This is a genomic window from Streptomyces sp. NPDC051578 (assembly GCF_044454045.1).
GTDB lineage: Bacteria > Actinomycetota > Actinomycetes > Streptomycetales > Streptomycetaceae > Streptomyces.
Map to the genome: position 1 here is coordinate 2,078,835 of NZ_JBITDH010000001.1, position 18,769 is coordinate 2,097,603.

19 protein-coding genes are annotated in these 18,769 nt (G+C 72.1%); 8 read left to right on the plus strand and 11 right to left on the minus strand.

What is annotated here, in order from left to right:
* Positions 1–6 precede the first annotated feature (6 nt).
* From ACIA6C_RS09400 to ACIA6C_RS09435, 8 genes are read right to left on the minus strand one after another with little or no spacing between them, the layout of a single operon-like run.
* Positions 7–2,013 carry an NADH-quinone oxidoreductase subunit L gene (locus ACIA6C_RS09400; protein ID WP_399273986.1) on the minus strand — a complete coding sequence of 669 codons (2,007 nt, stop codon included), beginning with the start codon at positions 2,011–2,013 and terminating at the stop codon, positions 7–9.
* Entirely contained in the window at positions 2,010–2,381 is a 372-nt protein-coding gene (gene nuoK / locus ACIA6C_RS09405) for an NADH-quinone oxidoreductase subunit NuoK (RefSeq protein WP_361134038.1), read from the minus strand. Before nuoK ends, ACIA6C_RS09400 begins: the two co-directional genes overlap by 4 nt.
* Positions 2,381–3,052: an NADH-quinone oxidoreductase subunit J gene (locus ACIA6C_RS09410; protein ID WP_399273988.1), complete on the minus strand. Its 672-nt coding sequence runs from the start codon at positions 3,050–3,052 to the stop codon at positions 2,381–2,383. Before ACIA6C_RS09410 ends, nuoK begins: the two co-directional genes overlap by 1 nt.
* Complete coding sequence (locus ACIA6C_RS09415; protein ID WP_361134044.1) at positions 3,049–3,663, minus strand: NADH-quinone oxidoreductase subunit I; 615 nt, start codon at positions 3,661–3,663, stop codon at positions 3,049–3,051. Before ACIA6C_RS09415 ends, ACIA6C_RS09410 begins: the two co-directional genes overlap by 4 nt.
* Positions 3,663–4,631, minus strand: a complete 969-nt coding sequence (locus ACIA6C_RS09420; RefSeq protein WP_366082768.1) for a complex I subunit 1 family protein — start codon at positions 4,629–4,631, stop codon at positions 3,663–3,665. Before ACIA6C_RS09420 ends, ACIA6C_RS09415 begins: the two co-directional genes overlap by 1 nt.
* Positions 4,628–5,749 (minus strand): NADH-quinone oxidoreductase subunit C, encoded by a 1,122-nt coding sequence (locus ACIA6C_RS09425; protein ID WP_399273991.1) that lies wholly within the window; start codon positions 5,747–5,749, stop codon positions 4,628–4,630. Before ACIA6C_RS09425 ends, ACIA6C_RS09420 begins: the two co-directional genes overlap by 4 nt.
* Positions 5,746–6,393, minus strand: coding sequence for an NADH-quinone oxidoreductase subunit B family protein (locus ACIA6C_RS09430; protein WP_361134053.1), 648 nt, complete (start codon positions 6,391–6,393; stop codon positions 5,746–5,748). Before ACIA6C_RS09430 ends, ACIA6C_RS09425 begins: the two co-directional genes overlap by 4 nt.
* The gene (locus ACIA6C_RS09435) at positions 6,384–6,791 is read right to left on the minus strand and encodes an NADH-quinone oxidoreductase subunit A (RefSeq protein WP_399273993.1); all 408 of its coding nucleotides are present in this window, start codon (positions 6,789–6,791) and stop codon (positions 6,384–6,386) included. Before ACIA6C_RS09435 ends, ACIA6C_RS09430 begins: the two co-directional genes overlap by 10 nt.
* Before the next feature lie 156 nt (positions 6,792–6,947).
* On the opposite strand from ACIA6C_RS09435, the gene ACIA6C_RS09440 reads away from it, so the two are divergent.
* The 5 genes from ACIA6C_RS09440 (at position 6,948) to ACIA6C_RS09460 (ending at position 13,893) form a co-directional block, all read left to right on the plus strand.
* Positions 6,948–8,141, plus strand: coding sequence for a sensor histidine kinase (locus tag ACIA6C_RS09440; RefSeq protein WP_399273995.1), 1,194 nt, complete (start codon positions 6,948–6,950; stop codon positions 8,139–8,141).
* 420 nt (positions 8,142–8,561) lie between these two features.
* Positions 8,562–9,851 carry a sensor histidine kinase gene (locus ACIA6C_RS09445; RefSeq protein WP_399273997.1) on the plus strand — a complete coding sequence of 430 codons (1,290 nt, stop codon included), beginning with the start codon at positions 8,562–8,564 and terminating at the stop codon, positions 9,849–9,851.
* 134 nt (positions 9,852–9,985) lie between these two features.
* Positions 9,986–10,645: a response regulator transcription factor gene (locus ACIA6C_RS09450; RefSeq protein ID WP_361134623.1), complete on the plus strand. Its 660-nt coding sequence runs from the start codon at positions 9,986–9,988 to the stop codon at positions 10,643–10,645.
* A 232-nt stretch (positions 10,646–10,877) separates the two neighbouring features.
* Entirely contained in the window at positions 10,878–12,827 is a 1,950-nt protein-coding gene (locus tag ACIA6C_RS09455) for a 2-oxoacid:acceptor oxidoreductase subunit alpha (RefSeq protein ID WP_366082858.1), read from the plus strand.
* The gene (locus tag ACIA6C_RS09460; protein WP_399273999.1) at positions 12,820–13,893 is read left to right on the plus strand and encodes a 2-oxoacid:ferredoxin oxidoreductase subunit beta; all 1,074 of its coding nucleotides are present in this window, start codon (positions 12,820–12,822) and stop codon (positions 13,891–13,893) included. The genes ACIA6C_RS09455 and ACIA6C_RS09460 overlap by 8 nt, the downstream gene beginning before the upstream one ends.
* A gap of 35 nt (positions 13,894–13,928) precedes the next feature.
* Here the strand turns inward: ACIA6C_RS09460 and ACIA6C_RS09465 are convergent, their stop codons facing one another.
* Positions 13,929–14,321, minus strand: coding sequence for a winged helix-turn-helix transcriptional regulator (locus tag ACIA6C_RS09465; protein ID WP_399274001.1), 393 nt, complete (start codon positions 14,319–14,321; stop codon positions 13,929–13,931).
* Positions 14,322–14,415: 94 nt separating this feature from the next.
* On the opposite strand from ACIA6C_RS09465, the gene ACIA6C_RS09470 reads away from it, so the two are divergent.
* The 3 genes from ACIA6C_RS09470 to ACIA6C_RS09480 all read left to right on the plus strand — a co-directional run bounded on the left by ACIA6C_RS09470 (position 14,416) and on the right by ACIA6C_RS09480 (position 17,956).
* The gene (locus ACIA6C_RS09470; RefSeq protein ID WP_399274003.1) at positions 14,416–15,273 is read left to right on the plus strand and encodes an SDR family oxidoreductase; all 858 of its coding nucleotides are present in this window, start codon (positions 14,416–14,418) and stop codon (positions 15,271–15,273) included.
* Positions 15,274–15,410: 137 nt separating this feature from the next.
* On the plus strand, positions 15,411–16,406 hold the full coding sequence (gene rarD, locus ACIA6C_RS09475) for an EamA family transporter RarD (protein WP_399274005.1): 996 nt from the start codon (positions 15,411–15,413) through the stop codon (positions 16,404–16,406).
* A 203-nt stretch (positions 16,407–16,609) separates the two neighbouring features.
* A complete protein-coding gene (locus tag ACIA6C_RS09480) occupies positions 16,610–17,956 on the plus strand; it encodes a M28 family metallopeptidase (RefSeq protein WP_399274007.1) in 1,347 nt (448 codons plus the stop codon).
* A 24-nt stretch (positions 17,957–17,980) separates the two neighbouring features.
* Here ACIA6C_RS09480 and ACIA6C_RS09485 read toward each other — a convergent pair whose 3' ends face one another.
* Positions 17,981–18,397, minus strand: coding sequence for a hypothetical protein (locus ACIA6C_RS09485; RefSeq protein WP_361134082.1), 417 nt, complete (start codon positions 18,395–18,397; stop codon positions 17,981–17,983).
* Positions 18,394–18,597: a hypothetical protein gene (locus ACIA6C_RS09490; RefSeq protein ID WP_251050317.1), complete on the minus strand. Its 204-nt coding sequence runs from the start codon at positions 18,595–18,597 to the stop codon at positions 18,394–18,396. The genes ACIA6C_RS09485 and ACIA6C_RS09490 overlap by 4 nt, the downstream gene beginning before the upstream one ends.
* Positions 18,598–18,769: the final 172 nt, after the last annotated feature.

Genomic DNA, 18,769 nt, shown 5'->3' on the forward strand with positions numbered 1-18,769 from the left:
CACGGCTCACGATCCGGCGTTGACGTTGGCGATGACGGCGGTGGCGATGGCCAGGACCACGGCGCCGGCGAGCAGGGCGCTCAGGTAGCTCTGCACGTTGCCGGTCTGGGCGCGGCGTACGAGGAGGCCGAGCAGCCGGGGGCCGGTGCCCGCGCCGGTGACGTACGTGTCGACCACCTCGCGGTCGAGGAAGCGGACCAGGCTCGCGGCGCCGCGGACGGGGCGGACGAAGAGCCGGTCGTAGACGGCGTCGAGGTGGAAGCCGTCGGCGGCGTGGCGGTGCAGCGGGCCGAGGAGGGCCTTGCCGGGGTCGGGGGCGGGACCGGCGGGCACGGCCGGGTGGTCGTGGGTGACCTCGGCGACCTCGGGGGTCTCGGCGGCCGACTCCGCGGCGGTGGCGGCGGCGGGCACCGCGGTCGCGGCCGAGGGCGCGCCGGCGGCTGCCTTGGCGGTGGCGCGCTGCCACATGCCGTAGGTGAGCAGGGCTCCGATGAGGGCGGCGCCGGTGCCGAGGAGGGAGGTCGTCACGGTCGGGGTGAGCCGGCGGCCGTCGAACCAGTCGGCGATCGGTCCGGCGGCGAGGCCGAAGCCGATCGACGGGATCGCCAGCAGCCACAGCACGCCGGTCATGGCGAGGGGCTCCCTGCCGTGGTCGGGGGCGGCGGCGCCCCGGCCGCGAAAGGCCATCAGCCACAGGCGGGTGGCGTAGGCGGCGGTGAGCAGTGCGGTCAGCACACCGGCGACCAGCACGGTCCAGCCGGCGGCGACGGGTGCGAAGTCGGAGTGGCCGCCGGCGGTGTGTTCGGCGGCGACGAGGACGGCTTCCTTGGAGAAGAAGCCGGCGAAGGGCGGGACCGCGGCGAGCGCGAGGAGCGCGACCGTCATGGTCCAGAAGGCGTCGGGGATGCGCTTGGCCAGGCCGTCCATGCGGGACATGGCGGCCAGGGAGTTCGTACCGGCGGCGTGGATGATGACGCCCGCGCCGAGGAAGAGGAGCGCCTTGAAGGCGCCGTGGGACAGGAGGTGGAAGACGGCGGCCCCGCGGTCGCCGACGGCCAGGGCTCCCGTCATGTAGCCGAGCTGGCCGACGGTGGAGTAGGCGAGGACGCGTTTGATGTCGTCCTGCGCCAGGGCGGCGAGGGCGGAGCCGACCATCGTGACGGCCGCGATGACGGCCATGACCACCAGCGCGGCGCGGGAGGCCGCGAAGACGGGCAGGAGGCGGGCGATGAAGTAGACGCCGGCGGCGACCATCGTCGCCGCGTGGATCAGGGCGGATACCGGGGTGGGGCCCGCCATGGCATCGGGGAGCCAGGTGTGCAGCGGGAACTGCGCGGACTTGCCGGCGACTCCGGCGAGCAGGAGCAGCGCGATCAGCGTCGGGTGGCTCAGGCCGCCGGAGGCGACGGCGCCCAGGATCTTGGTGATCCGGAAGGAGCCGGCGTCGGCGGCGAGGGCGAACAGGCCGATGAGGAAGGGCACGTCGCCGAGCTTGGTGACGAGGAAGGCCTTGAGGGAGGCGGAGCGGGCCGCCTCCGTCTCCCAGTAGTGGCCCACCAGGAAGTACGAGCAGATGCCCATGACCTCCCAGCCGACCAGCAGGACCATCAGGTCGCCGGAGTAGACGACGAGCAGCATGGCCGAGGTGAACAGGGAGACCAGGGCCGCGTACGACGGGTAGCGCGGGTCGTCGCGCAGGTAGGCCGTGGAGTAGATCTGCACGCAGGTGGCGACGACCCCGACGAGGACGGCGACCAGCACGGCGAAGCCGTCGAGGTGGAGGGAGAGGTCGATCGGCACGGAGCCGGTCGGGGTGAGTTCGGTGGCGGTGTCGATCGCCTTGCCGCCGCCTTGGCGGACGGCGACGAGCACGGCCAGTACCGCGGCGCCCAGCGTCGGGAGCACGGCCAGCGGCCGGACGAACCCGGGGGCGCGGCGGCCCGAGAGGAGTCCGGCGAGTGCGCTCAGGAAGGGGAGGAGGGGGACGAGGACCGCGAGGGTCGTGGTGCTCACGCGGTGACCTCGCTCTGCTGGTTCGCGGCGGTGGAGGAGTCGGGGGCGGCCGGGGGCTCGTTGCCCTCGGCGGTGTCGCGCAGCCGGTCGATGTCCGAGGTGCCCCGGTTGCGGTACACCATCAGCACGATCGCGAGACCGATGCCGATCTCGGCGGCGGCGATGGCGATGGTGAAGAGGGTGAGGGCCTGGCCGGCGTGGAGGGTGTCGCGCATCCAGACGTCGAAGGCCACCAGGTTGAGGTTGACGGCGTTGAGCATCAGCTCGACGGACATCAGCACGAGGATCGCGTTGCGGCGTGCGAGCACTCCATACAGGCCCGTGCAGAACAGCAGCGCCGCGAGCACGGCGGGGTAGGCGAGGTGCATCAGCGCGGCCCCTTGTCTGTGGGGCGGGGGGCTGCGGGGCGGGGGGCTGCGGCCCGGGCCTCGGTGGCGCGGGCGCCGGGGGCGGCGGTGCGGGGGCCGACCGGGTCGGGGTCGCCCGGGTCGGTCTTGCGGGAGAGCACGATGGCGCCGATCAGGGCGGCGAGGAGCAGGACGGACAGCGCCTCGAAGGGCAGCACCCAGTGCCGGAAGAGGATCTCGCCGGAGACCCTGGTGGAGCCCTGGACGGAACCGTCGAGGTCGATCCAGGTGGTGCGGAAGGCGTCGACGACGACCCACACCAGCGCGGCGGCGGCGACCACGGCGACACCGACCGCGACCGGGCGGTTGCCGGAGTCGGAGTCCGGGGAGGGGCCGATGGGGGCCTTGGTGAGCATCAGCCCGAAGAGCAGCAGGACGATCACTGAGCCCAGGTAGATCAGCACCTGGACCCAGGCGATGAACTCGGCGGTCAGCAGCAGGTACTCGACGGCGATCCCGCCGAGCGCGACGACCAGCCAGAGGGCGGCGTGCACGAGCTGCTTGGTCGTCACGGTGACGGCGGCCGCGCCGAGGGTGGCGAGACCGACGAGGACGAAGGCGATCTCGACGCCGGTCGGGGACAGGAAACCCGGTCCCGTCGTCGCGGCCAGGGTGAGGACGGCGGGGCTCACGCGTCTGCCTCCGGCGTGCTGTCGGCGCCCGGTTCGGCGGCGGGCTCGGTGGTGGTCGGCTCGGCGGCGGCCGCGGCAGCGGCGGCGGCAGCCGCTTCGGCCTTCTCCACCGCCTTGCGGGCGGCGGCGACTTCCTTCGGTTCCTCTGCGGCCGGGTCCAGCGCCGGCGGGGCCGGCACGGTCCACATCCACTCACGCAGCTTGTCGCGCTCGTGGGTGAGTTCCAGGATGTCCGTCTCGGCGTACTCGAACTCCGGCGACCAGAAGAGGGCGTCGAAGGGGCACACCTCGATGCAGATGCCGCAGTACATGCAGAGGGAGAAGTCGATGGCGAAACGGTCGAGGACGTTGCGGCTGCGCTCGCGGCCGCCGGGGGCGGCGGCCGGCACCGTCTCCTTGTGGGAGTCGATGTAGATGCACCAGTCGGGGCACTCGCGGGCGCACAGCATGCAGACCGTGCAGTTCTCCTCGAACAGGCCGATGACCCCGCGGCTGCGGGGCGGGAGCTCGGGCTGCACGTCGGGGTACTGGGCGGTGTGCGAGCGTTTCGTCATCGTGCGCAGGGTGACGGCCAGCCCCTTGGCGAGGCCGGAACCGGGGATGGGGGGCATTACTGGATCGCCACCTTCACGATGCCGGTGAGCGCGATCTGGGCGAGCGCGAGGGGGATGAGTACGGTCCAGGCGAGCTTCTGGAGCTGGTCCTCGCGCAGTCGCGGGTAGCTCACGCGGAGCCAGATCACCACGAACGCGAGGATCGCGACCTTGAGGAGGGTCCAGACCCAGCCGAGGCCGTCGGCGCCGAAGGGGCCGTGCCAGCCGCCGAGGAAGAGGACGGTGGTCAGCGCGCAGAGGACGACGATGCCGGCGTACTCGGCGAGCAGGAACAGCGCGAAGCGCAGGCCGGTGTACTCGGTGTACGCGCCGAAGATGATCTCGGAGTCGGCGACGGGCATGTCGAAGGGGGGCCGCTGGAGTTCGGCGAGGCCGGCGGTGAAGAAGACGACGGCGCCGACGATCTGCCAGGGCAGCCACCACCACTGGAACGATTCGAGGATGCCGGGCAGGGACACGGTCCCGGCGGCCATGGCGACCGAGGCGGCCGCGAGCAGCATGGGCAGCTCGTACGCGAGCAGCTGGGCGGCGGTGCGCAGGCCGCCGAGCAGGGAGAACTTGTTGGCGGACGCCCAGCCGGCCATCAGGCTGCCGAGTACGCCGACGCCCATGACGGCGAGCGCGAAGAACAGCCCGGCGTCGATGACCTGGCCGACGGCGCCCTTTCCGGGGCCGAGGGGGATCACGATGAGGACGAGGAGGTAGGGGAGCAGCGCGACGGCGGGTGCGAGCTGGAAGATCCGCCGGTCGGCGTTGGCCGGGACGACGTCTTCCTTCTGCGCGAACTTCACGCCGTCGGCGACGAGCTGGGCCCAGCCGTGGAAGCCGCCGGCGTACATGGGGCCGAGGCGGCCCTGCATGTGGGCCATGACCTTGTGCTCGGTCTGGCCGACGACCAGCGGGAGCACGAGGAAGACGGCGAAGACCAGGACCAGGCGCAGGGCGACGTCGAGTACGTCGTTCACGCGTCGCCTCCATCGTGGTGGTCGGGGGTGGTGGTGCCGTCGGCCGGGTCGCCTGCCGGGGGCTTCGGCGGAGCCGGGTCGCCTGCCGCGGGCTTCGGCGGGGCCGGGTCGTCGAAGGCGGGCTTCGGGTCGTGCCACGGAGCGTCCCGCCTGGCCGGCGGTTTCGCGGTGGGGGTTGCCTCGGCCGGGGTGCCCTCCGCCGGGGCCGCCTGGCTCGCCGAGCCCTCCGACACCGAACGCGTACGACGGGCCGGACGCACGGCCGGAGCCTCCGCCGGAGCGCCCTCCGCCGGGGCCGTCTGGCTCGCCGAGCCCTCCGACACCGAACGCGTACGACGGGCCGGACGCAGGGCCGGAGCCTCCGCCGGAGCGCCCTCCGCCGGGGCCGCCTGGCTCGCCGAGCCCTCCGACACCGAACGCGTACGACGGGCCGGACGCACGGCCGGAGCCTCCGCCGGAGCGTCGGCAGAGGCCGGGCCGGGGCGGCGGGTCGGGGCGCCGGCGCGCGGGGTGCGGGCCGGGCGGGCCGGGGCCGGGGGGAGCTGGCCCTTGAGCGGGCCCCAGTCGTTCGGGTCGGGCACGCCCGGCGGCAGCATCTGCCGCCGCTTCGGCGCGTCCGGGTCGTGGGCCTCGCCCGGCTCCTTGGCGCCGGGCCACGCCTTGGCCACGCGCGCCGCCAGGACGAAGTCCTTGCGCAGCGGGTGTCCCTCGAAGTTCTCGGGCAGCAGCAGCGGCACCAGGTGCGGGTGGTCGGTGAAGGTCACCCCGAACATCTCGAAGGTCTCCCGCTCGTGCCACTCCGCGCCCGCGTAGACCGCGACCGCCGACGGCAGCGACGGCGCCGCGTGCGGAACCGTCGTCCGCAGCAGGAGGCGACGTACGCGGTGGCCCTCCAGCGCGACGACGTGCGCGCAGATCCGGAAGCCGGTGCCCGGCTCGTCCACCGCGCTCAGCCAGTCGAAGTAGGTGCAGCCCAGCTTGTCGCGGGCGATCTCCAGCGCCGGGATCCAGGATCCGACGGGCACGTCGACCGTGAGGACGTCGTACGCGGACGAACCGACGGCCTCGGCTCCGAAGACCGTCGGGGCGGCTTCGGGCAGGGTGTCGTACAGGTTCACTTCCCCGCCCCCTCGGCGGCGGGCGGCGCGACCAGGCCACTGGTGAGCTGGGCGACCGAAGAGCCCGCGGTGGCGTAGCGGTCGGCGAGCGACTCCCTGGCGATCTTCTCCTGGAGCTTGAGGATCCCCTGGAGCAGCGCCTCGGGGCGCGGCGGGCAGCCGGGGACGTAGACGTCGACGGGGATGATCTGGTCGACGCCCTTCGTCACCGCGTACGAGTCCCAGTAGGGGCCCCCGCAGTTGGAGCAGGCACCGAAGGAGATGACGTACTTCGGCTCCGGCATCTGCTCGTAGAGCCGCTTGACCGCCGGGGCCATCTTGTCCGTGACGGTCCCGGAGACGATCATCAGGTCCGCCTGTCGCGGGCCGGGCGCGAACGGGATGACGCCGAGCCGGATGAAGTCGTGCCGGGCCATCGACGCGGCGATGAACTCGATCGCGCAGCAGGCCAGGCCGAAGTTGAAGACCCACAGGCTGTAGCGGCGGCCCCAGTTGAGGACCACCTTCATGGGTTCGGGGGCCAGTCGGGAGAGCACGCCCAGCCTCTTCGGCTCCGGGAGGAGCTCCGGGACGGTCACGGCCGGAGGAACGGCCGCGGGCACGGCCGGAGGAACGGCCGGTGTGGGGGCGGGTGTCACGTCCATTCGAGGACGCCCTTCTTGTACGCGTAGAGCAGGCCGACGGCCAGGAAGCCGAGGAAGACGAACATCTCCACGAGCGTCGTGGCGCCGTAACCGGCGGCGGCGAAGACCGTCGCCCACGGGAAGAGGAAGATCGAGTCGACGGCGAAGATGACGTAGAGGAAGGCGTAGACGTAGTAGCGGACCTGGGTGTGCGCCCAGCCCTCGCCCACCGGGTCCACGCCGCATTCGTACGTCAGCAGCTTTTCGGGGGTGGGGACCGCGGGCCGCAGCAGGCGCCCGGCGCCGAAGGCCACGGCGACGAAGAGCACGCCGAGCACGGCGAGCAGGCCGACGACCGAATAGCTTCGGAAGTAGTCCGCCGCGAGCACGTTTACGGTCGATACCGTTGGGTCGGGCACGTCCGTTCCTCGCTCCTCGGCCACTGTCGACGATCTGGATGATCTGGTACGCACGGGAGTCTAGAGCCTGGGCCACGGCGGGTGGGGTTATCCCCCGTTCACTGCGGGCGGGCGACCCCATGGCACCGGGAGTGCGCAGTTGGCAGGCTGTGGCGCATGAACGCCAGTAGCCGCACCCCCGATGACGACCGCCCTCCCCGTGTCCGGGGTCCCTTCGACGCCGCGACGTGGAAGGAGATCGCGTACCTGCTGATCAATCTGCCGGTGGCGTTGATCGGTTTTGTTTACACGGTTGTCATGGTTGCGTCGACGGGTGCGCTGTCCGTGACCGTGGTCGGACTGCCGTTGCTCACGTGCGGCCTGTGGGGAGCACGGCAGCTCGGGAAGCCGGAGCGCGCACGGGCGCGGGCGCTGCTCGGTGTACGGGTGGACGAGCCGACGCCGATGCCGGGACCGGGGCGGTCCGGCGGGTTCTTCCCCTGGCTGTGGACGGGCATCAAGGATCCGGTGGCCTGGCGGACCGTGCTGTACGCGCTGGTCCGGCTGCCGTGGGGACTGCTGACTTTCAGTATCGCGCTGGTCGGGCTGTTCGTGCTGTGGCCGGTGCTGCCCTGGCTGGTGCGCGGCCTGGCCAACGCGGACCGGGCGATGGTACGGGGCCTGCTGTCGCCGTCCGACGGGCTGGAGCGGCGCATCGCGGAGCTGGAGTCCGGGCGCGGCGTGGTCGTGGACACGGCCGCCGCGGACCTGAGGCGGATCGAACGGGACCTGCACGACGGGGCGCAGGCGCGGCTGGTGGCGCTGGCCATGGGGCTGGGCCTGGCGAAGGAGAAGCTGCTGGAGGACCCCGACGTGGCGGCGGCGATGGTGGACGAGGCGCACGGGGAAGTGAAGATCGCCCTCCAGGAGCTGCGGGACCTCGCGCGCGGGATCCACCCGGCGGTGCTGACGGACCGGGGGCTGGACGCGGCGCTGTCGTCGGTGGCGTCGCGGTGTCTGGTGCCGGTCGCCGTGGCGGTGGACCTGCCGGGGCGCCCGGCGGCGGCGATCGAGGGGATCGCGTACTTCGTGGTGTCGGAGCTGCTGCAGAACGTGAGCAAGCACGCGGGGGCCGGGTCCGCGAGCGTCGAGGTGTGGCGGGCCGATGGCCACCGGGGTGGGGGCCGGCTGTTGCTGAGGGTGTCGGACGACGGGCGGGGCGGAGCCGATGCCCTGGCCGGGCGGGGTTCGGGGTTGGCGGGGCTCGCCGAGCGGGTGGGGGCGGTGGACGGGGTGTTCGTGGTGGATTCGCCGCCGGGCGGGGGGACCGTGGTGACGGCGGAGCTGCCGTGGCGGGACCGCGAGGCGTAGGCCGCCGGCGGTCGGGCGGCCCGTTGCGCTCGCCGGGCGGCCGGGCTGCATGCGGCGCCGCTGCGCGGGCGGCCGGGTTCCGCGACGCCGCTGCGCGGGGCTGGCGGGTTCGTGCGGCGCCGCTGCGCTGCGCGGCCCCGGCTGCGCCGGGCTCTCCGGGGCTCCGCCCCGGACCCCGCGCCTCAAACGCCGGCGGGGCTGGGTTTGGCTCTGCGGGGCTGGGCTGGCCCCGGCGCGGCGCAGACGCCGGCGGGGCTGGGTTTGGCTCGCCGGGACCGGGCCGGCCCCGGCGCGGCGCACACGCCGGCGGGGCTCGATTGGTGGGGTTAACCCCCCGGGGTGGAGGCCTACGGGCCGGATGGTTTCGGCAGGGGGGCGGCGGGAGGGTGGGGGTACCGAGAAGACACGGAGGGCGGGGACATGGCTGACGGCAATGCGGCGTGGCGAGTGGTGCGGGGGCCCGTGGCGGGGCGGACCTGGAAGGAGCTCGGGTACCTGATCACCGGGCTCCCGCTGGCGTTGCTGTACTTCGGGCTCACCGTCACGGGGCTGTCCCTCGGCGCCGGGCTGCTGGTCACCTTCCTCGGGGTTCCCGTGCTGGCCGGGGTGCTCGCGATGGGCCGGGGCTTCGGCCGGGTGGAGCGGGCCCGGGTGCGCGGGCTGCTGGGCGGGAAGGTCGGGGAGCCGGCGCCGATCCGGGCCCGCAAGCCGGGGGCCTTCGCCGCCGTGGGGGCCGTGCTCAAGAGCGGGAGCGCCTGGCGGCACGTCCTGTACCCGGTGCTCCACTTCCCCTGGGCGTTGTTCGGGTTCACCTTGGCACTGGTGTTCTGGGTGTGCGGGTGGGCCATGCTCCTCTACCCCCTGTACTTCTGGGTCTTCCCGGTCTTCGCGGAGCAGCCCGGACTGGTCGTCTTCCAGAACGACAGCTACGTCTTCTACCTGGACTCCCCCGCGGCCATCGCCGCCACCGCCGCGGCCGGCCTCGCCCTCACCCTCGCCACCCCCTGGGTGATCCGCGCCCTGACCACCGTCGACCGCGTCCTGGTGACCTCCCTCCTCGGCCCGTCCCGCCTGGACAGCCGCGTCAGCGAGCTGGAGTCCGACCGCGGGGCGGTCGTGGACACGGCCGCCGCCGACCTGCGCCGCATCGAGCGCGACCTGCACGACGGGGCCCAGGCCCGCCTCGCGGCGCTGGCCATGGACCTGGGGCTGGCCAAGGAGAAGCTGGCCGAGGACCCGCGCAGCGCCGCCCGGATGGTGGACGAGGCGCACGGCGAGGTGAAGATCGCCCTCCAGGAGCTGCGGGACCTCGCCCGCGGGATCCATCCGGCCGTCCTCACCGACCGGGGCCTGGACGCGGCGCTGTCGTCGGTGGCCTCCCGGTGCCCGGTACCGGTGAAGGTGGCGGTGGAGCTTCCGGAGCGGCCGTCGGCCTCGGTCGAGGGGATCGCGTACTACGCGGTGTCCGAGCTGCTCCGGAACGTCGGCAAGCACGCGGGGGCCCGTACCGCGAGCGTCGACGTGTGGCGGTCGGGGGACCGGCTGCTGCTCCAGGTGAGCGATGACGGCCGGGGTGGCGCGGACGCACGGGCGGGGACCGGGCTCGCGGGGCTCGCCGGGCGGCTGGACGCGGTGGACGGGGCGCTGGCCGTGGACTCCCCCGTCGGCGGCGGCACGACCGTGACGGCCGAGGTGCCCTGGCGCGCGTAGCCCGTCGGAAATCCCCCACTTGGCCCGGACTCCTCCGTTCCGGGCCATCGGGCTGGGATGCTTGGCCCAGCCGGTGATCAGCGGGGTTCCGGCCTACGAGTGGACGCGGGAGCTGCTGAGTCGTGGAAGACAGGGTGCGTGTGGTCATCGCCGAGGATTCAGTGCTGCTGCGTGAGGGCCTGACCCGGTTGCTGACCGACCGGGGGCATGACGTCGTGGCGGGCGTCGGGGACGCGGAAGCCCTGGTCAAGACGGTGGCGGAGCTGGACGCGGAGGGTGCGCTGCCGGATGTGGTGGTGGCCGATGTCCGGATGCCGCCGACGCACACCGACGAGGGGATCCGGGCGGCGGTGCGGCTGCGCCGCGACTACCCGGGGATAGGTGTCCTCGTGCTGTCGCAGTACGTGGAGGAGCAGTACGCCACCGAACTCCTGGCCGGTTCCACCACCGGGGTGGGGTACCTGTTGAAGGACCGGGTGGCCGAGGTGCGGGAGTTCCTGGATGCCGTGGTGCGCGTGGCCCGGGGCGGCACCGCCCTGGATCCCGAGGTGGTCGCCCAGCTCCTCGGGCGCAGCCGGAAGCAGGACGTGCTGGCGGGCCTGACGCCGCGCGAGCGCGAGGTCCTGGGGCTGATGGCCGAGGGGCGCACCAATTCGGCGGTGGCCAAGCAGCTCGTGGTGAGCGACGGGGCGGTGGAGAAGCACGTCGGGAACATCTTCATGAAGCTCGGCCTGTCCCCCAGTGACGGGGATCACCGGCGCGTGCTGGCCGTTCTCACCTACCTGAGGTCCTGATCGACTGACACTCTTTCAGGTGAGGCGGGCCGGCGCGTCGCCACCGACGCACCAGCCGGTCTCCAGGGCCGCACCGTCGGCGGTGCGGCATATTCGCGTATGGCACGGCGTCTGTCGGACAGACCGTCTGCGAAACGACGGTCCAGAATACGGGCGACCCAGGGACGAGCGGCCTGACGGACGTAGGGTTGACCTTGGGAGCGAACGCCCGCCTCGAAGGAGGTCCAGTTCAGTGACCAGCCAGGTCAGTAGCCCAGCCGAGCAGGCCGACGGGGCCGGAGAGTCCGTCGTCGGCGAGCAGCGCACGCCACCGCGACCAGGTGGGGGCGGCAAGGAGATCCGCCGTCTCGACCGTGTGATCATCCGTTTCGCGGGTGACTCGGGTGACGGTATGCAGCTCACCGGGGACCGCTTCACCTCGGAGACGGCGTCGTTCGGGAACGACCTCTCCACGCTGCCGAACTTCCCGGCCGAGATCAGGGCGCCTGCCGGCACTCTTCCGGGTGTCTCGTCGTTCCAGCTGCATTTCGCGGACCACGACATCCTGACGCCCGGGGACGCGCCGAACGTGCTGGTGGCGATGAATCCGGCGGCGTTGAAGGCGAACATCGCGGATGTGCCGCGCGGTGCGGAGATCATCATCAACACGGACGAATTCACCAAGCGTCCGATGGCGAAGGTGGGCTACGAGACCTCCCCGCTGGAGGACGGTTCCCTTTCGGCGTACAACATCCACCCGGTGCCGCTGACGACGCTGACGGTGGAGGCGCTCAAGGACTTCGGGCTCTCGCGCAAGGAGGCCGAGCGCAGCAAGAACATGTTCGCGCTGGGCCTGCTGTCGTGGATGTACCACCGGCCGACGGAGGGTACGGAGGCCTTCCTGCGGAGCAAGTTCGCGAAGAAGCCGGACATCGCCGAGGCGAACGTGACGGCGTTCCGGGCGGGCTGGAACTTCGGGGAGACGACCGAGGACTTCGCGGTCTCCTACGAGGTCGCCCCCGCCACCCGCGCCTTCCCGACCGGCACCTACCGCAACATCTCGGGGAACCTGGCCCTCGCCTACGGGCTCGTCGCCGCAGGTCAGCAGGCTGATCTCCCGCTCTACCTGGGCTCGTACCCGATCACGCCGGCCTCGGACATCCTGCACGAGCTGAGCAAGCACAAGAACTTCGGCGTGCGGACGTTCCAGGCCGAGGACGAGATCGCCGGCATCGGCGCGGCCCTCGGTGCGGCCTTCGGCGGCGCCCTGGCGGTGACCACCACCTCCGGCCCCGGTGTCGCCCTCAAGTCGGAGACCATCGGCCTCGCGGTCTCGCTGGAGCTGCCGCTGCTGATCGTGGACATCCAGCGCGGCGGCCCCTCCACGGGGCTGCCCACCAAGACGGAGCAGGCCGATCTGCTCCAGGCGATGTACGGGCGCAACGGCGAGGCCCCGGTGCCGATCGTTGCCCCGCGCACCCCGGCGGACTGTTTCGACGCGGCGCTGGACGCGGCGCGGATCGCGCTGACGTACCGCACCCCCGTCTTCCTGCTCTCCGACGGCTACCTCGCCAACGGCTCCGAGCCCTGGCGGATCCCGGACGTCGCCGACCTGCCCGACCTGCGCATCCGCTTCGCCACCGCCCCCAACCACACCCTGGCCGACGGCACCGAGGTGTTCTGGCCCTACAAGCGGGACCCGGAAACCCTGGCCCGCCCCTGGGCGCTGCCCGGCACCCCCGGCCTGGAACACCGCATCGGCGGCATCGAGAAGCACGACGGCTCGGGCAACATCTCGTACGACCCGGCCAACCACGACTTCATGGTGCGCACCCGCCAAGCCAAGATCGACGGGATCACCGTCCCCGACGTGGAGGTCGACGACCCGGACGGGGCCCGCACGCTCGTCCTGGGCTGGGGCTCCACGTACGGCCCCATCACCGCCGCCGTCCGCCGTCTGCGCGCCGCCGGCCTGCCCGTCGCCCAGGCCCACCTGCGCCACCTCAACCCGTTCCCGAGGAATCTCGGTGAGGTCTTGGGGCGTTACGAGAAGGTAGTGGTGCCGGAGATGAACCTCGGGCAGCTGGCCACCTTGATCCGGGCGAAGTACCTGGTCGACGCCCAGTCGTACAACCAGGTCAACGGAATGCCCTTCAAGGCGGAACAGCTCGCGACGGTTCTCAAGGAGGCCATCAATGACTGACGTGACCGACGCGCCGACACCGTCGCTGCTGTCCCTGGTGCCGAAAGCCCAGGCCAAGCAGTCGATGAAGGACTTCAAGTCGGACCAGGAGGTCCGCTGGTGTCCGGGCTGCGGTGACTACGCCGTACTGGCCGCCGTGCAGGGCTTCATGCCCGAGCTGGGGCTGGCGAAGGAGAACATCGTCTTCGTCTCGGGCATCGGCTGCTCCTCCCGCTTCCCCTACTACATGAACACGTACGGGATGCACTCCATCCACGGCCGTGCCCCCGCCATCGCGACCGGCCTGGCCACCTCCCGCCGCGACCTGTCCGTCTGGGTCGTCACCGGCGACGGGGATGCCCTGTCCATCGGCGGCAACCACCTGATCCACGCCCTGCGCCGCAACGTCAACCTCAAGATCCTGCTGTTCAACAACCGGATCTACGGTCTGACCAAGGGCCAGTACTCGCCCACCTCGGAGCTCGGCAAGATCACCAAGTCCACTCCGATGGGCTCCCTGGACGCCCCCTTCAACCCGGTCTCGCTCGCGCTCGGCGCCGAAGCCTCCTTCGTCGCGCGCACCGTGGACTCCGACCGCAAGCACCTCACCGAGGTGCTGCGCCAGGCGGCCGACCACCAGGGCACCGCCCTGATCGAGATCTACCAGAACTGCAACATCTTCAACGACGGCGCGTTCGAGGTCCTCAAGGACCAGGAGCAGGCCCAGGAGGCGGTCATCCGCCTCGAACACGGACGGCCGATCCGTTTCGGCGCCGACGGCCACAAGGGCGTGGTCCGCAACCAGACCACCGGTGACCTGGAGGTCGTCGCCGTCACGCCGGAGAGCGAGGCGCGGATCCTGGTCCACGACGCGCACGCGGCGAGCCCGACGACCGCCTTCGCGCTCTCCCGCCTCGCCGACCCCGACACGCTCCACCAGACGCCCATCGGCGTCTTCCGCGACATCGACCGCCCGGTCTACGACACCCTGATGGCCGACCAGCTCGACACCGCGGTCGACCAGCGCGGCAAGGGCGATCTGGCGACGCTGCTCGCCGGCAACGACACCTGGACTGTCGTCGGCTGACCGCCGCCCGCTGCTCCGCACCCGCCCGGATCTCGCTAAGAGGTCCGGGCTTCGTCGTAGGCGAGGCGGGCCGCCTGGACGTCGGACGTACGCCGTTCGGTCCAGCGCGCGAGCGCCCAGACCTGCTCGGCGGCCTCGCGGCCGAGATCGGTGAGCGAATAGTCGACGCGCGGGGGGATCACCGGATGAGCGTGGCGCAGCAGGAAGCCGTCGCGCTCCAGGGTCCGCAGGGTCTGGGTGAGCATCTTCTCGCTGACGCCGCCCACCTCCCGGCGCAGTTCGCCGAACCGGTACGGCCGCTCCACCAGGGCGGCCAGGACGAGGACGCCCCACTGGCTGGTGACGTGTTCCAGCACCCCCCGAGAGGGGCACATCGGGGCCTTCACGCTGACGGTCTGCGCGCCGCCGGGCTTATCACTTACTCCCATGTCAGTACCTTACTTTGAAGTGGGTACTACCGAAAAGTTAGCGCTCTCCATACGGTAGTGGAAACAAGCCAACGCCGCACCGAGGAGAACCACCATGAGCCGCATCGTCGTCACCGGAGCCACCGGAGCCCTCGGCCGCCTGGTCGTCGGGGAACTGCTGAAGCGGGTCCCCGCGGACCGGATCGCCGTCGCCGTCCGCAACGAGGGCAAGGCCGCCGACCTCGCCGCGCAGGGCATCGAGGTACGCGTCGCCGACTACGACGACCCGGCGAGCCTCGCCGGCGCCTTCGCCCCGGGCGACCGCGTCCTGCTGATCTCCGGCAGCGAGGTCGGGCGGCGCGTGCCCCAGCACACCGCCGTGATCGAGGCGGCGAAGGCGGCGGGCGTCGCCCAGCTCGCCTACACCGGGATCCTCGGCGGCCCCGAGGCGGACTTCGACCTGGCCGCCGAGCACAAGGTCACCGAGCAGGCGATCCTGGACTCCGGGCTGCCCTACACCTTCCTGCGCAACGGCTGGTACCACGAGAACTACACCGCCCAGCTCCCCGTCGTCCTGGAGCACGGCGCGGTCGTGGGCAGCGCAGGCGACGGCCGGATCGCCTCCGCCGCGCGGGCCGACTACGCGGCCGCCGCCGCGGCGGTACTGACCGGCGAGGGGCACCTGAACCGGGTCTACGAGCTCTCGGGCGACACCGCCTGGAGCCTGGAGGAGTACGCGGCCGAGGTGGCGAAGCAGTCCGGCCGCGAGGTCTCGTACGCGGCGGTTCCGGCCGACGCGCACCTGGAGGTCCTTACCGGCGCAGGAGTGCCCGAGGGGTTCGCAGCGATCCTCATCGACGTGGACGCGGCGATCTCGCGCGGGCGACTGGCCGGCGCGAGCGGGGACCTGTCCCGGCTGATCGGGCGGCCGACGACGCCCGTGGCGCAGGCGATCGCCGCGGCCCTGGCCTGAGCCCCGCTCGGCTCCGGCCACACGGGAACCCGCGAGATGTCATGAGTATCTCGTGTTGACGGGCATGACATCGGGGCGCTGCGGCGCTACGGTCGTGAGGTTGTGAGATTGGCCGGAAGTCGCACTGGAGGCGCCCCGTGAAGGCGGAGAACGAGCAGCGCACGGGTTTGCTCTACGGATTCGGCGCATACGGGATGTGGGGGCTGGTCCCCCTCTTCTGGCCGCTGCTCAAGCCTTCCGGGGCGATCGAGATCCTCGCGCACCGCATGGTGTGGTCCCTGGTGGTGGTCGGCGTCGCGCTCCTCGCGCTGCGCCGCTGGGGCTGGATCGCCGATCTGGTGCGCCGGCCGCGCAAGCTCGGCCTCACCGCGCTGGCCGCCTGCGTGATCAGCGTGAACTGGGGTCTTTACATCTGGGCCGTCAACAACGGCCAGGTGGTGGAGGCGAGCCTCGGCTACTTCATCAACCCGCTCGTCACCATCGCCCTCGGCGTCCTCGTCCTGGGCGAGCGGCTGCGCCGGGCCCAGTGGGCGGCGGTCGGCATCGGCTTCGCCGCGGTGGTGGTGCTCGCCGTCGGGTACGGGCGTCCGCCGTGGATCTCCCTGGTGCTGGCCTTCTCCTTCGCCACGTACGGCCTGATCAAGAAGAAGCTCAACATGGGCGGCCTGGAATCGCTGACCGCCGAGACCGCGCTGCTGTTCCCGCCCGCCCTGGCGTACCTGGTGTGGCTCGGGGTGCGCGGCGAGTCGACGCTCACCTCCGAGGGCTTCGGACACTCCGCGCTGCTCGCCTCGACGGGCCTGGTCACGGCGCTCCCGCTGATCTGCTTCGGGGCCGCCGCGATCCGCGTGCCGCTGTCCACCCTGGGGCTGCTCCAGTACCTGGCGCCGGTGTTCCAGTTCGGGCTCGGGGTGCTGTACTTCCACGAGGCGATGCCGCCCGAGCGCTGGGCCGGCTTCGCCCTGGTCTGGGTCGCGCTGGTGATCCTGACGTGGGAGGCACTGCGCACCTCGCGCCGCAACCGGGCCCGCCTCGAAGCGGCCGCCCCGGCCGTGACGGCCGCCACCACCCCTGCACCGCCCGCCGCCACCGCACCGCCCGCCGCAGCGGCGCCGGCCCGCGAGCCCGCGTAACACCGACTCGCAGCCACCTCACGGTCCCCGGTACGGACTTCCCGCACCGGGGATCGTCCGCATGGCGAACACCCCTGACCGGATTGCGCTCTTGACGGGCCGTCACGCCCTCACTCAGCATCGGGCTCGAACTGACGCACGCACGCTCACCTGCTCGATACCGCACGTTCCGTCTCATCCCCAACGGAATCCGGAGCCCCCACATGAGCCTGTCCGTCTCCCGGCGCCTCGCCGCCGTGACCGCGCTCGCGGTCACGGCGGCGGGACTGTACGCCGCCACGACCCCGGCGGCCCTCGCCGCACCCGCCGCACCCGCCGCACCCGCCCCCACGGCGGTCACGGCGGCGCCGGCCCCGCCCGACATCCCGGTGGCCAACGTCAAGGCGCACCTGGCACAGCTCCAGAGCATCGCCACCGGCAACGGCGGCAACCGCGCCCACGGCAAGGCCGGCTACAAGGCGTCGATCGACTACGTGAAGGCCAAGCTGGACGCGGCCGGGTTCACCACGACCCTGCAGACCTTCACCTCCAGCGGCGCCACCGGCTACAACCTGATCGCCGACTGGCCGGGCGGAGACCCCAACTCCGTCCTGATGACCGGCTCGCACCTGGACTCGGTCAACGCCGGCCCCGGCATCAACGACAACGGATCGGGCAGCGCCGCGATCCTGGAGACGGCGCTCGCCGTCTCCCGCGCCCAGCTGCAGCCCACGAAGCACCTGCGGTTCGGCTGGTGGGGCGCCGAGGAACTGGGCATGGTCGGCTCGAAGTACTACGTGAACAGCCTGCCGGCCGCCGAGAAGTCGAAGATCTCCGGCTACCTGAACTTCGACATGATCGGCTCGCCGAACCCGGGCTACTTCGTCTACGACGACGACCCGACGATCGAGCAGACCTTCAAGACCTACTTCGCGGGCGTGGGCATCCCCACGGAGATAGAGACCGAGGGCGACGGCCGCTCCGACCACGCACCGTTCAAGAACGCGGGCATCCCGGTCGGCGGCCTGTTCTCCGGCGCGGACTACACCAAGACGGCCGCCCAGGCACAGAAGTGGGGCGGCACCTCCGGTCAGGCCTTCGACCGCTGCTACCACGCGTCCTGCGACACCTCGGCGAACATCAACGACACCGCGCTCGACCGCAATTCCGACGCCATCGCCTACGCGGTGTGGACCCTCGGCGCGGCCACCCAGGTGCCGCCGGGCCCGTCCTTCGAGAACACCACCGACGTGGCGGTCCCGGACTCGCCCGCCCCGGCGGTAACCTCGCCCATCACGGTCTCGGGCGTCGCGGGCAACGCCCCGGCGACCACCAAGGTCGACGTGAACATCGTCCACACCTACCGCGGTGACCTGGTGATCGACCTGATCGCCCCGGACGGTACGGCGTACCGGCTCAAGAACTCCGGCTCGGACTCGGGGGACGACGTCATCGCCACGTACACGGTGAACGCGTCGAGCGAGGTGGCCAACGGCGTGTGGAAGCTCCAGGTCAAGGACGTGGCGGCGCAGGACACCGGCTACATCAACAGCTGGCGGATCACCTTCTGACCAGGCCCCGCGGCCCCGGCTTCGCTACGCGTCCTCGCCATGGCCGCGCAGCGAGGCCGGCAGCGGTTCCCTTATGAGGGCGCGCAGTTCCTCGGCGACCGTCCCGATGTCCGCGCGGCCGACCTTCGCCGCCTCCACCAGATCGCCGAGCTCCTCCGGCGAGGGCAGTTGCTTGGCCCCCGCCACCCGCAGGTAGGAGCGGGTGGCGGCGGCCGCGTAGAACTCGTTCATCGGGGATTCGAGCGCCGGGCAGACCGCGAGGGTGTGCAGGAACGCGGCGGCCCGCCACGCGGTGTCCGGGGCGGGCTGTTCGGGCACGAGGACGAGGTCGTTCTGGTGCCGGGCGACCGCGGCGGCCACCCCGGAGGGGTCCCATACGGCCGGATCCGACGGCAGGTGATGGGCCAGGGCGGTCCAGGCCCATTCCATGGTGATCTTCAATTGCCGAACCGCTCCTGGAAGTAGCCCCAGTGGTCGGCGAACTCGTCTATACCGGACAGGAACGACTTGCGGTCCTCGTCCAGTTCGCGTTCGGTGACCTCGGTGATCAGCGCGGTGACCGTCGTACCCAGCGCCGCCGCGCGCGCCTTGAGGCGTTCGTGGAACTCTTCGTCCAGGCGGATGGTGACGTGTCTCGACATGCCATCACCGTACAGCGGCCGCGCTGTACGCAGGAGCGGAACGGCGCGGGGGTGGGGGGGGGCCCCCCCCCCCGCCCCCCCCCCCCCCCGCGGCGGGGGGCGCGGGGGGGGGGCGGGGTTGAACCCCGCGGGCAGGGGTACGGCCCCGCCGTAGAAGAGGGCGGGGGCGGGG